The organism is Burkholderia sp. KJ006 (assembly GCF_000262695.1).
Lineage (GTDB): Bacteria > Pseudomonadota > Gammaproteobacteria > Burkholderiales > Burkholderiaceae > Burkholderia > Burkholderia vietnamiensis.
The window spans coordinates 2,073,848-2,091,275 of record NC_017921.1; the positions used below are offsets into that span (position 1 = coordinate 2,073,848).

Genomic DNA, 17,428 nt, shown 5'->3' on the forward strand with positions numbered 1-17,428 from the left:
CGCGAAACCGGCCCGCCTCATGCGCCGCATCGCTCACGGCCGGCGCACGACGAAGTTGCCAATACCGGTGCCGACCACCGCCATCCGCACGTCGCCGGACCACAGCGTGATCGTGACGGGCACGTCGATGCCCTCGTTGCCGAGCACGACCGGCGACGGTGCGTCGCCGCCGCCGGTGTAGCGTACGGTGACGCCGGTCACCGCGGCGCCCCAGCGGCGCGCGCGATACAGGTCGTCCGTCATCGGCGCCCAGCCGCCGCCGTCGGTGCGCTGGACGAACCGGTAGCCGCCGCCGACCGCTTGCCATGCGATCGGTATCGAGCGCACCTGCGCGTCGTCGCCCGCCGATTCGAGCAGGTTCGCGAGCCGCTGCGCTTCCTCGGCGAGATCGGTACGGCGATTGCGCGACGGCGTGAGCGTGACGACCGCGACCAGCAGCCCGACGATCACGAGCACGACCAGCATCTCGAGCAACGTGAAGCCGCGTTGCGTGCCTGCGCGCGGCCGCCGCGCGTCCGTGGTTCGTGGGTTTTCGTGCCGCGTCATCGTGGATTCACCGTTGCGTCAAAGAATGGAAAGCGCCGCCCGAACCGCCCGATCGCCATGAAACCGCTCACGCTGCTCCACACCGTCGCGTCCCGCGCGGATCCCGTCGCCGTCGTCGCGACGCTGGCCGCCGCGGCCGCGCTCGTCGCCGTATCGCTGTATGCGGTGCGCGTGCTCGGCACGACCGCAGCGCCGGTTGCCGCGCCGATGCTGCCCGCACCGCCCGACGTCACGGCCGGCGCACGGCTGTTCGGCGCGCCGCCCGATGACGGGCGCGATGCGGTCCGGGTGCTCGGCGTGATCGCATTCGACGCACGCCGCGCGGCCGCGATCGTCGGCGTCGGCGGCGACGCGGCCCGCGTCGTGTCGCGCGGCGCGCCGATCGGCGCAACCGCGACGCTCGCCGACGTGCGCGCGCGTTCGATCGTCGTCGAGCGCAACGGGCTGCGCCGCGAGATCACGCTGCCCGCGGCCGGGCACGCCGACGCGTTCGCGCGCTGACACGCCCATCACTGCACCATGTTGTTCAGCTCGATGATCGGCATCATCACCGCCAGCACGATCACGAGCACCACGCCGCCCATCGCGAGGATCAGCAGCGGTTCGAGCAGGCTGGTCAGAAACATCGTGCGGCGCTCCAGCTCGCGCGACTCGCCTTCGGATGCGCGATCGAGCATCGTCGTCACGTCGCCGGTCGCTTCGCCGGAGCGGATCAGGTGCACGAGCACCGGCGGAAACGTCTTCGTATGGGCCAGCGCGCGCGACAGCGCCGAGCCTTCGCGCACGCGCACGATCGCATCGTCGACGTTCGCGCGCATCGCGCGGTTCGACAGCGTCTCGCCGGCCGCCTGCAGCGCGCGCAGAATCGGCACGCCGGCCGCCGTCAGAATGCCGAGCGTGCTCGCGAAGCGCACCGTGTTGTAGCCGCGCACGAGCTTGCCGGCGAGCGGCGCGGTCAGCACCCACGTGTCGAACCTGAGGCGCGGCGCATCGCGCGACAGCACCTTGTGGATCGCATAGACGATCGCGACCGTCGCCGCGAGCGACGCCCACCACCAGTGCCGCACGAAACCGGACAGCGCCATCATCACGACCGTCAGCGTCGGCAGCTGCTGCTTCGTGCTGGTGAACACGTTCGCCACCTGCGGCACCACGTAGCTCAGCAGGAACGTGACGATGCCGAACGCGATCAGCGTGACGATGCCCGGATAAGTGAAGGCCAGCAGGATCTTTTGTTTCAGCGCGTTGCTCTGCTCGATGTAGTCGGCGAGCCGCGCCAGCACGACGCCGAGCTTGCCGGTGTGTTCGCCGGCCGCGACCAGCGCGCGGTAGATGTCGGGGAAGTCGCGCGGATGCTGCGTCAACGCATTCGCGAACGAATGCCCGCCGACCACTTCCGCGCGGATCGACGCCATCAGTTCGCGCACGTATTCGCGCTCCGCCTGCTCGCTCAGCACCGACAGCGATTCGTCGAGCGGCAGCCCCGCGACGAGCAGGCTCGCGAGCTGGCGCGTGATGATCGCCTGTTCGCGCTGCGACAGCTTGCGGCCTAGCGACAGACGCCGCTGACGCGCACCGTTCAGACGTTGCGCGGCCAGTTCGACGACGAGCGGGGTGAGGCCTTGCGTGCGCAACTGGCTGCGGCCGGCGCGCGCGCTGTCGGCTTCGAGCACGCCCTTCAGCGTGCGGCCGGTGGGATCGATCGCTTCGTAGCGGAATGCCGACATGCCGGGATTCTCCTGTCACGTGCGCGACCGCCCGCGATGACTTGAGACGGCAAGGCGGATCGCGTCGCCCGCGCAAGACTAAGGCGCAAACCGGCGCAAATTTGTGACCGATGTTGGGCTACCTTTTTGATCGCGGCCGATTATCGGCCGATATGATTCAACTCGCCTCACAAAAAAACGATTTCATAACACGCACCTTAATCTCCGAATCTCTAAATCACTCGCTCTTATAATGTAGATCGAATACTCGATTCAATACGTTTCGCCGATTTAAATATGCCGACGAAAACGTCGTTCAAGCGACGACGCGTGAAATGTTACGCACCATTCGACATGAAACCGACTTGGCATTGGGTTAGCGCTTTGCCGTGCGCCGGCTCGGCGCAAGCGCGGCGCCCGGGCGAGCATTGCGACGATGCGTCGATGCGATGCCCAACATCCGGGACGCCGGTCCGCAGCGAACGCAGGCGAAATAACGGCATCGCCAATTCCAGTAACGCAATGCCGTATTCGCTCAAAATGTTACGCATCATTCGTTATGAAAAATTCACACGGACATTTTCGATTTACACCTACATTTACCCGGCGGTCCACAAGTATTCCAACCGCAGTAGCAGGGGTTCCCGTTTATCTTCGTCCAAGGAAATTTCTCATGAAATCCAGCAAGCGCAAGATCTGTCAGGTCCTGGCTCTCGTCGTCGCGGGCATGGGCGCATCGGTGGCGATGGCCGCCGGCCCGGTGCTTCAGGGCGGCGGCTCGTCGCTCGTCGCACCGACGATCGGCGCCGTGTCGCCGGCGTCCGGTGAAATCGGCCTGTTCGGCACGTCCGAAGGCACGTTCACGTACTACTCGGTCGGCTCGGGCGCCGGCCAGAACGCGTTCCTGAACAACCAGCCGACCTTCTTCGGCTCGGGCGTGACCGGCACCGTGCATTTCGCCAACAGCGATGCCGCGCTCACGACCGCTCAGGTCACCGCGTACAACAACACGGGCCTCGGCACCACCAACGGCCCGCTGATCCAGATCCCGTACATCGTGACGGCCATCACGGTGCCGGTCGTCAACGGCCCGGCCGTGACGAGCACGACGACGCCGCAAACGACGCCGGGTCAGGCGCACAGCGTCGCGCTGAACGACGACGACCTGTGCGGCATCTTCTCGGGCAAGCTGACGAACTGGAACCAGGTCACCAACCCGGAAACCGGCTCGGCCTATCCGCTGAACAAGGCGATCTCGGTCGTCTACCGTGCGGACGGCAGCGGCACGACCGAACTGCTGACCCGCCATCTGCACGCGGTTTGCACGACGGCCAATACCAAGACCGGCGTGTCGTTCGTCGATTCGCTGACGTTCGCGAACACGGTCGCATTCCCGTCCGGCGTGCCGGCGAACTTCGTCGCGGCGTCGGGCAGCGGCGGCGTGCGCGCTTCGCTCGCGTCGTTGTCGGCTGCCGGTACGGCCGCCGTCGCGTATCTGAGCCCGGACTACACGAACACGTTCCTCGCGTCGCAAAGCTCGGTCGTCACGTCGTCGGGCGCGCTGCAACTGCCGATCGCGAGCCTGTACAACACGGCGGCCAAGGCGTACTACGCCCCGACGTATACGAACGCCAAGACGGCGCTCGGCACGATCGCTCCGCCTTCGGGCATTGCCGCCAGCGATCCGACCAACTGGGTGCCGGTGTCGGGCTCGGCGTATACCGCATTGGCGAACCCTGCATCCGGTTATCCGGTCTCCGGCACGAGCCAGATCATCCTGAGCCAGTGCTATGCGAACGGCGCCGCGGCTACGGCGATCCACGACTTCCTCAACAACCACTACACGAACGCGAGCTACGCGTCGGTCGTGCACGGCAACGGCTTCGACACCGTTCCGTCGAGCTTCCAGACCGCGATTTCCGCGAACTTCCTGAGCAACTCGAGCGGCAACTTCCTCGACATCAACGACTCGACCATCTGCGGTTCGGGTGGCTACGCGGGCCGGTAAGCCGGATCGCTTCCGAATCGGCGCGCGGATGAAGCGCGTCGAGTGACGGACGGAGCCCCAAAGGTCGGAAGCCGACCTTTGGGGTTTTTCATTGCGGACAGCGCAGCGATTCACGCGAGCCGTGGTGAAGCGATGCATCGGGTTCGAACCGAAAGGAGAGAGCCGAGCGCCTGCGCGATACGGCGCTGCCCGATGCGGCACAGTGAGCCGATAACCGATCACTCTGGGGCCGAAGCACACGGCGTCTGCGACTGCCCCAGCGTCGATGAAATCCCGCCAAGCACTACGCGCGTCACATGGTCGATCTCGATGTCGACTTTCCGCGGCCGGCGACCGACGTCACCCGTCGCCGCCCCGTCAGCGCGCGTCCCGCTGCGACGCGCGCTTCAGAACCGGTTCAGCTTCGCCAGCTCGTCCTTGCTCAGCAGCGTCTTCTGCGTCGCCCCCGGCGCGCCGAAGCCGAGCAGCGAAACCGAATTCGACGAATCGTAGCCGACCTGCTCCGGCCTGCGCCGCTTCGATCCGCCATCCGGACCGTTGTCGCCGAAGCCCTCGACCTGCACGCTGATCGTCCAGCGACGCGGCGCGACGCCCGACGCGTTGTTCTTCGCAATGTCCTGCGCGGCCTGGCTCGCGGCCGAGGCGGCCGAACTCGCGGCGGTCAACGCCCCGGTGTTCACCGCCTGCACGAGCGGGATGCCGTTCACGGTGCCCGTCACCTGGATGTTGTCCGCATTCACGACGTGCAACGCGGCAACGTTCAGGTTGCCCGCACGAATGCCGGCGTCGCCCGCATCGACGGTGCCGCGCGGCGCGATCAGATTCACCGTGCCTTTCGGCGCGCCCGGTATGCTCTGCAGCGTCGCGATGCCGGCGCCCGTCACCTGCCCGCGCGCGTCGACGGTGCAGTAATGGTTCGCGTCGCACACGTACTGCGGCGCCGGCGTGTCGGCCGCCGTTTTCGCGCCCTTGCCCGCGTTGATGTCGCCGCTCGAACTCCAGATCGTCATGTCGCCGCCCTGCTCGGTGAAGATCCGGCTCTGCGCGAGCAGTACGCTCTGGTCCGTGAAGATGTCGACGTTGCCCTTCTCGAGCGTCAGGATCCCCATCGTGCCGGGGCCGGCGACCACGCTCCCGGTGCCGTCGACGATCTGCGGCGGCGCCGTCGTGCTGCCGACGAGCGCCTGCCCGCCGGGGCCGAGGATCGTCACGTCGCCGCCCTGCTGGGTCTGGATCGTCGTGCTGCGAATGTCGAGATTGCCGGTCGCGACCTGCCGGTTCGCGCCGTTCGATCCGCCGCCCAGACTGTTCGCCGTATAGCCCAGCGAACCGGGGAACAGTGTGTTGATCGCCTGATAGCCTCGCGCATACTGGCCGCGGTACGGACTCGACGGATCGTTGTAGTCGGCCCCGACCTGCGCGAGCACGCCGAACAGCACCTTCTGCGCGAAGCGTTGCTGCACATACGACGGCAACGCCTGGAATTGCTTCCACGCTTCGGCGGCCGTCAGCCGGCCGACGTTCGCGAGCGCCGCGTCGTGGTCGGCCTGCAGCCCCGTATCGACGCGCAGCCCCGCGTCGTACTGCTCCATGAACGCGATCAACGCCGGCGTCGCGCTCGGCACGCCGGCGACCGAACTGCCCGGCGCGACGTAGGCCGCCACGAAACCGGGAACATCGATGCCGGGGCCCACGCCGAACAGCACGTCGACGTTCGCGCTCTGGTGCGGCAGATTCGGGTTGTTCGCGTTGCCGACCGCGTCGATGCCCGTGAACACGTGCGCGATTCCGCCTGTGTTGGCGTGCTGGTTGTAGAGCTCGGCCTGGCTCGTCAGCGGGCCGATGTTGCGGCCGGCCTGGACATCGAACCAGCCAGGGCCGCCGACCGACAGGACCGGCACCACGCCGCTGCCGTTCTGAGGCGTCGGCGTGTCGTATATGTCGCGGCCGGCAACGATCCGCGTCACGTCCGAGCCGCGCAGGTTTTGCCCCCAGAACGCGAGGTTCACGATGTCCTGTCCGGCCTGCACGAGCGACGGCTTGTCGATCGACAGCGTGAGGAGGTTGCGATAGAAGCCGTCGCCGTCGGCGGACGTGTCGGCGACGCCGTTGACGATGCTGCCGTTCACGCTGTAGATCCGCGCCGGGGTCGCGTCGTCCCCGTGCAGCGCCGTGCGCGCATGGGCGGCGAGCGTCGCGTCGGTCAGCGCCGGGATCGCGGCGACCGGCAGCGGGTTGGTCGGCGACGGCATCGTCGACGGATCGGCGTCCGACAGGCCGAATTGCGTCGCCGGCGCCGTGTCGCTGCCGACCGACAACGCCGCGGCGTTGGACAGGCGCACCGACCGATCCGCGATCAGGTTCAGTTGTCCGCGCGCCGACGGAAACAGCGTACCGCCCGATTCGACGTCGATACCGCCGCTGAATGCGGTCAGATTGACGCTGGCCGGCAGCACGCCGTTCGCACCGGTCAACAGGCTGCCGATTGCGCCGAGCCGGATATCGCCGGTCGTCGACGACACGTTCACCGACGAGGTCGGCGAGTAGCCCTGGCTGTCGGCGTACTGCCCGTAGTACTGCAGGTTGATCTGGTGGGTCGGCGAATCGCCTGCCTGAGGGAACGCGCTCGCATACGACGGATCGAGCACCGCGCCGAGCTCGACCCCCTGTCGGCCGGTCACGTCGAACACGCCGTCCTGGGTCGCCAGGATCGTCGATACCGCTACTGGAGCTTGCCCGGGGATCGACACCGGCACCGCGATGTCCGAGCCGATGCTGCCGCCTGCCGAGATCACGCCCGCGCCTTTCGCGACGAAGTAAGTGCCGCTCAAAATGTCGCCGTCGGCGCGTACCGACAGATTGCCGCCGCCGACGGTGACGGGCTGGCCGGTTGCGTCCTTGTACCAGGTGGTCGGCAACGACACCGCGAGATCCGAAATATTCCCGCCGGCACTGAGCGAGACATTGCCGCCGACGCTCATCACGCCCTGGTCGAAGGCGCCGAAATCGATCGAGGTCCGGGCCAGCGGAGCAACGAGTGTGTTGCCGTCGGCCGTTTTCGCGCCGGTGATCTGCATCCACTGCCACCAATACTGGTCGATCGAGTTACCGGCATTTCCGGTCACGGTTCCGTTCGCGTCGATCACCTTCTGCATGCCCTTGATGTCACGTCGCGCATGAATCGTGATGTCGCCGGCCGAATCGGGATTCACTGCCGAAGTCACCAGAACGTCCTGCAGGCCGGCGACGTTGCCATGCGCGATCGCGGTCGTCAAACCGACCGGCGGCGCGCCTGCCGCCGGCGCGCCGGCCGTATAGATCACGCCCGGAATGATCAGCGTCGACGGATCGGCGACCCGCGACGTGTCGAACAACGACACGTCGTTGCCGGCCGCCACGTCGATCGATCCCTTGCCGGTCCGGATCGTTACCGGTTCGACGAGCGTCAAGCCGTTGCTGTCCACGTAGCCCGTGTGCCCGCTCAGCACCACGTTGCCGAGGTTGGCGGAAGCCGCCGCTGCGTTCGTGGACGTCGAAGCCGGCTGCAACGCGAGCGGGTTCGCGCTCGACACATCGGCGCCGGACACGATCCGGTACGACGAGCTTTCGCCGCCGAGCAAGGTCGCGAAAGCGACCGGTAGCGGATTGTTCGCGGTCGGCACGTTCGCCGCCGCGTTGCCGGGTAGCGCGCCGATATTCACGACGCCGGTATCCGGCACCGACGAAGGCGCAATGGGCGCATAGAACACGTTGTATGCACGTACGGGCGGTGTGAACAGGCTCGGGAGCCGACGATTGAAATAGCGTGAATATGCGAGCATATAGTTCGCGTAATCGGCAAGGTAGGCACGCTGCTCCGACAACGTCGCGTTCGCGGCCAGGCCGGTCGGCGGAGTCGGTGCGGCAGGTGTGCCAAAACTCGTAACCGTCCTGGGGGTGTACCCATTCATGTAAGTGCCGGGCGCGGGGCCGCTCGTGAGGTCAGAGCCCCAATAGGCCGTCAGATAGTCGCTGTAGGTCGAATGATCGGCCAGTACCGGCGCCGGCGTAACCGACGGCCTGACCGGCAGAATGTGCCCGGTGTAAATCGATGAGGAATTCGGCGACGTCCACGCTTCGATATCCTGTTGCCACGCGCCGGTATATGACAGATATGCCGAGTAATAGCCACCGGTCTGCCCCGTCAGCGGCGATACCAGCATTGCATTCGGATCCAGCGACGTGAGGCCCGCCGTTCCCCCGTTCGTAAACGTCACGGTCACCTGCGTCGGATCGTCAAGCGACACCAACTGGTCGAATTGCTGCTTCGCGTCCGTATAAGTGCCGGTTGCCGTAGCCGGCCCCGATCCGCCCAGGATCGACGCCACCTGGCTCTGATAAAACCCGTCCGAAATGCTTGCGTACGCATCGAAATCGTTGGCCGCGCGGAACGTCAGCGTCGGCGCGATCGTCGACCGATAGCGGAAATCCGGCGTGATGCTGCCGCTGTTGTTCGGTGCGCCCGCGCCGAGGTTCCAGTTCGACAGCACCGAGATATTGCCGCCGTTGACCGCATGGCCCGGATTGGCGAGCTCGATGCCCGGCGCGACGCTGAAATTCTGCAGCGATGCAGCGGCGAACTGGCCGGCGACGCCATCCGGTCCATGCTGGACGAATGCCATCAGCGTGCCCGGCGCTGCGCCGGACGCGTCGGCGCGATACCCGTAGAACGCGACATGATCGGCGTTGGCGGCCGCGGCGGCGAAGTACGCGCCGGACAGCCCGGTGAAGCCGCTGCCGGAAATCCCGTTGCGCAATTGATCCTCGGTCACCGCCGTCGACTCTCCGGTCGCGTCGTTGACGAGCGTTCCGCCGCCCGCGCCGCCCGGCGTATAGCTGTACGTCGCCGGCGTGCTGCCCGGCACCGTGAACGTGCCCGCCAGCAGATGGCCGCTGCCGTCGTACCAGCCGGCCGGATCGACGAGGCCGTCGAAATGCTGCGAGCCGGTCGTCGCATCGGCGGTGCTCCACACCGCATACGCTTCGACCGTCGTCTTGCGCGACCCGCGCACGCGGCTTCCGTCGAGCACGACGTTGACCGTGCCGTCGCGCAGCAGCGGCGCGCGGAAATCGACCGTGCCGTCCAGCGTGCCGCCGGGCGTACCGCCGGACACGTCGATCGACGCATTCGAACCGAGCCGGATCGCGCCGGACTGCGCGGCCGACACGTTCTCGTAGCCGTAGCTCGCGTTGTACGGATCGGCGACGGCCGGATCGAACGTCGCGCTCGTGCCGATCGCGACCTTGCCGCCGCGCTGGCTCGCATCGGTTGCCTTCGCGAGCAGCGAGCCCTCGATATCGACGCCGCTCTTGCCGTACAGGCTGATCTGCCCGCCCGCCTTGCCGGACGCATCGATCGTCCCCAGCACGTCGACGTTGCCGTTCGCCGCATCCGACGCGTTGCCCGCGCCGCCGTCGGCCGTCAGCGACACCGCGTGAGCGGACAGCGCATTGCCGGCCGACAGCGTCAGGTTGCCCGAGCGCGTGTGAATGTCGATCGACTGGTTCACGCCGCTCGACGCGAGCGTCTTCGCCAGCGCGTCGAGGTCGGCCGCACCGGCCGTGTCGAGCGACAGCGAGCCGCCCGCATAGCCGCTCGCCGCGCCGCCCTTGATCGTGCCGTTCAGGTTCACGACCTGCTTGGGCGCCGACAGCGTCAGGCAGCCCGCCGCGCCGCCGCCCTTCGCGCCCGAGAAATCGAGCGTCGCGCCCGGCTGCAGGTCGACCGTCCCCGCATCGGCGGTCAGCGTGATCGAACCGGCCGGCGCGTACTGCGTCACGTCGAAGAACTGCTTCGACACGCCTGCCGAACTGACCGTCGAACCGCTGCCGATCGTCAGATTGCCGGTGGTCGCCTCGAGGCTCACGTTGCCGGCCGGCGCCGCGATCGTCGCGCCGTTGTCGGCGAGCGTGGCGCCGACGAAGTGCCATGCACCGCCGACCGGCGTCTGCGGCAACGCGGCGCCCGCCGCGCCGTTCAACGTCAGCGCGCCGGCCGTCTTCACGGTCGACGCGGAACGCGTATCGGCCAGATACACGGGCGCGTTCAGCGTCACCGGCAGCGCACCGAAATCGAACGTCCCCGTGCCTTGCCCGACGATGCCGGCGCTCGCGCTCAGGTTCGCCGACGCGAATCCGCTCAGCGACTTCGTGCCGGCGCCGAAATCGATCTCCTGCGCGTTGACCGTCAGCGTGCCGCGGCCCGGCGTGACGGCGCCGTTCGGCGCGCCCGTCTCGTTGGTGAACGCGATCTGCTGCCCGTTCAGCGTCACGCGGCCGCCGTCGCTCGTGAAGGTGCCCGCGCTGAGGTCGACGTGCTTGCCGAACGTCGCATTCACGTCGCCGATGAAGCCCATCGCGCCATAGCTGCGCAACGACACGAGATCGGCGTTCGCGAACTGCGCGAGGCCCGACGGATCGATCACGAAACCGGGCAGGCCCGCCGCGGCTGCGCCGCCCGCATTCGTGAACGTGATCGCCGAGCCGTCCACCGTGATCGCTTTGGCCGACAGCAGCGCGCTCGGGTCGGCCTTCAGCGTGCCGGACGAATCGAGCAGCAGCGCCTGTCCGCCCGACAGCGTCGCGCCCGCGCCGACCGTCAACAGCCCGGCGCCGGTCGCGCCGCTGCGCGTGAGCGGCGCCATCGCGCCGTTCGATACGCGCAGCAGCGCGCCGTCGCCTGCGATCGTGATCGGTTGATCCTTGGCCGCCGGGTAGTCGCCCGCCGCCGCGATCGATGCCCCGGCGTAGACGCGCAAGCCGTTCGCCGCATTCGGATCCGTACCGCTCGAGTCGGTTCTCGTCGCGATCAGGATCTCGGGGCCCTTCAGCGACGAACTTGCGTCGTTCGACACGACCACGCTGTTCGCGATCGGCGTGATCGTCACGCCGTTCGCGGTCGCCGCACGCGTGCCGCCGATCAGCAGGCTGCCGGCATTCAGCGAATCGAGCGCATCGCTGCCGATCTGCAGATAGCCGGCCAATGCCGCGCTGCCGCTGCCGGTGATCTGGATGTCGCGCGACGCGATGTCGACCTCCGCCGGCGCGCCGAGTGCACCGGGCGCCGCGTTGAGCGTCGCGCCGAGCGCCAGCGCCTTGGTCGCGGCGAGCACGAGCTGACCGCCGTCCACCGGCAGCGGCGGCGTCACGTTGCCCTGCTTCGCGGCCTGCGCGGCGAAGAAATCGTTCGCGCCCTTCAGCGTGTACTGCGAATACTGCTGCCAGGTTGCGCCCGACTGCACGTCGAACAGCGTCGGCGTCGCGCTGCGGCCGCCGGTGACCGCGTCGGCGAAGTAGCCGGCCGTCGTCACGGTGCCGTCCGGCCGCACCTGCGTCGCGCCCGGAACGACGTTGCCGCCGGTGCCCGACACCGTCACGCGGTACGCGCCCGGCAGCGTCGCGTACTTGCCCGGCAGCAGCGTGTAGTAGCCGGGTTTCAGGCCCGGCACGCCGGACAGGTACACAGCCTTGCCGATCGCGTCGTGCAAGCCGGCCTGGCCGACATCGAGCGTCGCGGTCGTGGTCGTCGGCGTCCCGTTGCTCGCGACGCCCGGCTGCAGCGTCTGCGCGAACATCGGATCGTATGCGGCGACCGGCGACTGGACGCCCGGCACGATTGCGTAGACGTTCCCGGCGCCGGCGTTGACCGGCACCGCCGTTGCCCCGTTGCCGCTCGCATAGCTCACGTTGTATTGCGCCAGCACGTCGCGCGTGCCGCCCGTGCCCGGCACCCATTCGGCGGCCTGCAGATCGCCGCCGCCCGACAGGTCGATCGTCGCGCCCTTGCCGAGCGCGACGCGCGCGCCGTTCACGCCCACGTACTTCGCGGGCGGCGCGTTCAGGTCCCCCGCCGACGCGCCGGCGAGCGGATTGAACTGCCATTCGACGCCGTCGATCGTCGTGCCGTACGGAATGATCGACGTGCCGTTCGAGACCGACGTGACGCTGCCGTTCGCGAACGTCACCGAATCGGTCGCGACGAGCGGCAGCGTGCCGAACTGTTTCTGCGTCGCACCGCTCGCAGGATCGCCGACGCCGAACACGAGCGCGCCCGACGGCGCGCGCACGGTGCCGCCCTGCACGATGTCGGTGGCGTCGACGAGCAGCGTGCCGCCCGCCGACGGTGGCGTGCCGGACGCGCCGGTCGAGCCGAACGTGACGGTGGTCGGCGCACGCTGGCCCGTGACCGGATCGACGGGACCGACCGCATCGACGATGAAGGTGCTGCCGGTGGCCGGATACAGGCTCGCCGCATTGAACGTGACGTTGCCCGGCGTGTACAGCACGCCCGGCAGCAGCGCATTGCCCTGCTGAGACACGCTCGTCGAGCTCAGACGGATGTCGCCGCGGCTGCTCAGGTTCGCGTGACCGAAGTTGTTGAGCTGGATCTGGTTGCGCAGATCGACGAACGACGCATTGACGTTCAGCGTCGCATCGGACAGCGTCTCGACCGGCGCGAACTGCGGCGTCGACGACGTTGCCGTCGGGCCCGCCAGCGCGACGTACGGCGCGTCGATCGTCACCTTCGTGCCGAGCGGGTGAGCCGGCGCCTGCGACAAAAGGGCGTCGAGCGCCGAACCGGCGGCGCCCGGCTGCTGCGGCGTCGCCAGCAGCGTCTGCAGCTGGTCCATGCCGATCGCGGCGATGCGCCCGCCATTGAGCGTCACCGACTCGGGCAGCGCGAGGCTCACGTTGCCCGCGAAAGCGATCGTCGGCACCGGCGCCGAAAGCGGCGACGGCGTGCTGTCGCCCAACACGAGATTCGCGATCCCCGAACCGTCGAGGCGATCCGCGGCGAACTCGATCACGCCGCTCGGCTGGCCGGCCGCGCTATCGGCCGGCGTCGGGACAGCCGCGCCCGGCGCGAACCCGGCGGGCAGCAACGTGCCGCTCTGCCGCACGACGAGCGCGGTCGCGCCGGGCGAACCGCCGTTCTGGTGCGGCAGGATCGTCAGCGTGCCGCCGCGCGCTTGCGACGCGCCGCCGTGGCCCGCCAGCTTGCCGTCCGCGAACAGCCCGTATGCGGCCGACAGCGTGATCGAGCCGGCGTCGCTCCACACCGGTTGCGACGCATAGGCGCCGTTCGCCTGCGGGCGGTCGAAGTTCGTCGACGCGCCCGAGACGTCGATCGTCGAGCCGGCTTGCGCGACCACGTAGCCGGCATCGCTCGACAGCGTCACCGAGCCGCCGGGCAACACCTTGCCGGTATGCGGCGTGACCGTCGTCGCGCCGATCCTGACCGGCGCGGCCAGCGGATCGGCCAACGCGACACCGGCCGCGTCGAGCGTCGCATCGGCGCCCAGCCACACCGAGCGGCCGGCGCTCGGCGTGAACACGGTGGCTTGCCCCGGCTGCGCAAACGGGCCGCCGCCCGTATCGGCGCTCAGCGTGATCGAGCCGCCCGGCGCGACCACCGAGCCGAGCACCGTCACCTGCAGCGGCGAACCGAAGCCGATGCTCGCGCCGGCATCCGCATGGATCGACGCGCCCGACGCCAGCGTCACGGCGCCGGTCACGTCCGCATAGGACGGCGGCGGGCCATTGGGCGTGCTCTGCCAAGTCAGATAGTTGCCGCCCGTCAACACGAGGCTCGTCGGTTGCCGGTGATAGGCGTCGAGTTGCCCGATCGTCGTCAGTCCCGCCGACGCGAGATTCGCGCCCGAACCGGTGCGCTGCAGCGCGAGCGCGTCCGGCATGCGGTTGCGTTGCGTCAGCGCGAGCGTCGCGCCCGGCGCGATGGCCGAGTCGTAGTACGCGTTCAGCACGTACTTGCCGAAGCCCTGCTGCGCGAAAAAGCTGTCGGGCAGGTACACGTCCCACGGCGAGGCGGCCGAGCGGTCGCCGCCGATCCGCAAGCCGAGCGCCTCGAGCGTCAGCGTGCCGCCGCCCGAAAAGCCTTCGCTCAGTATCGTGCCGCCCATCGCGATCGTGCCGGCGCTCGGCTGCGTGGCGGGCAGCGGCGCACCGCCGTCGAGCGTGTGACCGAACTGCCTGGTCGCGCCGGATGCCGCATAGGTCTGCAACGTGACGTTGCCGCCGCGCCCGACCGGCACGCCGTCGCGCATCAGCAGTTGCCCGTTCGCGAGCATCTCGCCGCCGCTCGACACGTCGAGCACGCTGCCCGGCTGCAGCACGATCGAGCCGGTCGCATCCACGTCGGCGCCGTTCACGCGCGTCGAGCCCTGCATCGCCGACAGCGAGATGCTGCCGCCGTCGACGAACTGGCTGTTGCCGGGCGTGGTGCCCGGCGCGGCCTGCACGTCGTTGTTCACCCACTGGCCGGCCGCGTCGAGCGCGCCGTGCGGGCCGACCACGACATTGCCGCCGCTCGTGACCGAAATCTTGCCGGACGGCGCCGAGACACGCCCCGCGATGTTCACGTCCGCGCCGATCGCCGAGCTGTCGAGCGAAACGGAGCCGCCGGGCTGCAGGTTCAGCTGCGTGCCCTGCGCGACCTCGATGCCCTTGCCGGCGTTCTTGTCGCCGGTCACGTTCAGGCTCGCGAAGCCGCCGCGATTCAGCGTCGTCACCGGCACGACCTGCGTGGCCGGCAGATTGTCCGGATCGTTCGCGGCGAGCGCCGCCGACGCGCTCGGGTCGAGCCGCGTGTCGATCGAAAAGCCCGGCATCAACGCGCCGAGCTGCGGCGCTTCGTTCTGCAGGATCACGAGGCCTGCGATGCCGTTGATCGTGAGCGACGTGCTGGCCGCGGCGTTCCACGCCATCCCGGCCAGCGCGCCGCCGGCCAGCTTCGGGTCCGCGCCGAGGTTGAACGTACCGCCCGACGGCAGGCTGTTGCCCTGCGTCTGCTTCGCGCCGCCGAACGCCTGCGCGCTGACGTCGCCGTCGAGCACCAGCGCCTGCGACGCGAACAGGTCGAGCGTGCCCGCATTGCCGCCGACGATGTAGTCGGCCTGGTACGCGGCGCCCGTCTGCAGCGGGTTGAACCACGACTTCGTCACGCCCCAGCGCGGATGGCTTTCGACGAACTGCCCGGCAATGCCGACATAGCGCTCGTACGGGCTCGCCTGCCCGATCGGCACGATCGCGCCGTTGGCGTCCACCAGCCGCGTCGTGTTCACCATCCCGCCGTCGTAATGCACGTAGCCGCCGTTCAGGTTCATCGACGAACCGGTCGCGGTCATCACCTCGTTGCCGGACAGCGTGATCGTGCCGCCGTTGGTCAGCAGTTGATCGACGGTGCGCGGAATCAGGTTCACGTAGCCGGACAGGTTCAGGATCGGGCTGCCGACCCACTGCACGCCGTCGCTGCGCGTGCCGGTCAGCGTGCTGTCGACGACCACGCCCTTCAGCCCGAACAGGAAGCTGTTGCGCAACAACGGCGAGTCGGCCAGCTCGTTCTGGCCGATCCGGTCGATGGTCAGCAGCGTCTGCGAGATCGGCGCGTGCACGTCGGCCAGCCCCGATACGTCGATCGTCGCGCCGTCGTCCACGTAGATGCGGCCCGGCACCGCGCTCTGCCCCGGCGTCGAATTCGACACGACGGACGGCACATAGGCCGTCACCGACACGTTCGAGCCCGGCGCCTCGATCAGCGAGCCGCGCTGGAACCACACCGAACCGGCCGTCATCGCGATGCCGCCCGGCGTGAAGGTCGTGCCCGGCGTCGACGTCGCCGTCTGGCCGGCACTGTCCGCCAGCACGGTGGTCACCGATTGCGGCCCGAAGCTCAGCAGGCCCGCGCGATTGACGTTGTCGGCGCCGCCGGTCCCGCTGGAGACCAGCCCCGAGCCGGGGTACGGATTGCCGAGCGGATCGTTCGACGCATATTCGTCCGCGGTCGAGATCGTGATCGTGCCCGGCGTGTTCACGCTCGTCGTCACGCCGACCACGCCGTTCTGCGCGACGCGGCTGCCGAGCAGGTTCACGTTGCCGCGCGCGGCCTGGACGATGCCGGTGTTGGTCAGCGTGCCGGCGGGCGTGACGTCGATCGTGCCGCCGGTCTGCAGGTCGGTCTTGACGATCTGTCCGCTCAACTCCGGCAACAGCACCTGCGGATTAGCCGTCACGCCGGCGGTGTTGGGGCGCAGGCTCACGCCGACGCCCGCCGCCAGCACCACCTGTCCGGCCGTCGCGGAAATGCTGCCGGCGTTCGTCACGTTCGGCGCCGCGACCAGCACGAAGCCGCCGTCGCTCGCCGTCCCGTTGGTGTGCGTCGTGATCGACGCGCCCTGCTCGATGGTCACGTCGCCCGGCGCCTGATACGCGCCGCTCAGCAGCACCGGGCCGCCGAGCCCGAGCACCTCGTTCGGGCGGCCGATGGCGCCCGCCACGCCGCTCGAACTGCCCGATTGCGGATAGGCCAGGCCGCCCGTCTTGCCGGGCTGCACGCTCAGGAACTGCAGGTTGCTCGCGACGATGCCGTCCGCGGTCGGCACGAACTGCTTCTTCATGTCGAGCAGGTTCAGCGACGACGCGACCAGCGAATGCACGTTGACCTGCGAGCCGGCGCCGAACAGCACGCCGTTGCGGTTGATCACGTAGACGGCGCCCTGCGCGGCGATGTTGCCGAGGATCTGGCTCGGCCGGCCGCTCGGATCGTTGACGCGGTTCAGCACTGCCCAGTTGTTCGCACCGTTGGTCTGCGTGCCGCCCGACTGGTCGAAATTCAGCGTGGTCTGACGGCCGACGTTCATCGTCTCCCACGTGAGCACCGCATTCTGGCCGGTCTGCTTGACGTCGACGTTCACGTGCCCGTTCGCGTCGACGCTCTGCGTCGGCGCGTTCGCGTTGAACCACAGCACCGGGTTGCTCGTGTCGGCCGTCGCGCCGGCCGCCACCTGCAGCCCGCCCGGCGCGAGCCCGTTCGGCACGCTCGACGGCAGCTTCGCCGCGGCGGCGGCCGCGTTCTGCTGCGCGGCGATCTGGGCCGCGATCGCATGCGCGGCGTAGCCGAGGTTGCGGATCGACGGCTGGCTCGCCTGCGCCGCCTGCTGCGGCGACACGCCGAGGTTCGGCATGCCCGGCACGCCGCCGGCCGCGCCGCTGCCGCCGCCCGCGGCGCGCGCGGTGGCCGCGCCGAGGTTCATGATGCCGGCCGCGTGCGCATGCGCGGACGCCGCGGCCAGCAACATCAGCGCAGCGGCGCGCACCAGCGGCCGCAGTTCCG

At 68.9% G+C, this 17,428-nt stretch carries 5 protein-coding genes; 2 read left to right on the top strand and 3 right to left on the bottom strand.

Annotated features, from left to right (window positions below; genetic code table 11):
- Positions 1-33 precede the first annotated feature (33 nt).
- Complete coding sequence (locus MYA_RS23080) at positions 34-546, bottom strand: prepilin-type N-terminal cleavage/methylation domain-containing protein (protein ID WP_014725291.1); 513 nt, start codon at positions 544-546, stop codon at positions 34-36.
- A gap of 57 nt (positions 547-603) precedes the next feature.
- On the opposite strand from MYA_RS23080, the gene MYA_RS23085 reads away from it, so the two are divergent.
- Positions 604-1,047 carry a general secretion pathway protein GspC gene (locus MYA_RS23085; protein WP_014725292.1) on the top strand — a complete coding sequence of 148 codons (444 nt, stop codon included), beginning with the start codon at positions 604-606 and terminating at the stop codon, positions 1,045-1,047.
- 8 nt (positions 1,048-1,055) lie between these two features.
- On the opposite strand, the gene gspF is transcribed toward MYA_RS23085, so the two are convergent.
- Positions 1,056-2,273 carry a type II secretion system inner membrane protein GspF gene (gene gspF, locus MYA_RS23090; RefSeq protein ID WP_014725293.1) on the bottom strand — a complete coding sequence of 406 codons (1,218 nt, stop codon included), beginning with the start codon at positions 2,271-2,273 and terminating at the stop codon, positions 1,056-1,058.
- A gap of 652 nt (positions 2,274-2,925) precedes the next feature.
- Between gspF and MYA_RS23095 the strand changes: the two genes are divergently transcribed.
- Positions 2,926-4,260: a substrate-binding domain-containing protein gene (locus MYA_RS23095; protein WP_014725294.1), complete on the top strand. Its 1,335-nt coding sequence runs from the start codon at positions 2,926-2,928 to the stop codon at positions 4,258-4,260.
- Between the two features lie 386 nt (positions 4,261-4,646).
- Here the strand turns inward: MYA_RS23095 and MYA_RS23100 are convergent, their stop codons facing one another.
- Positions 4,647-17,393 (bottom strand): filamentous haemagglutinin family protein, encoded by a 12,747-nt coding sequence (locus tag MYA_RS23100; RefSeq protein ID WP_041494315.1) that lies wholly within the window; start codon positions 17,391-17,393, stop codon positions 4,647-4,649.
- Between the last annotated feature and the right edge of the window lie 35 nt (positions 17,394-17,428).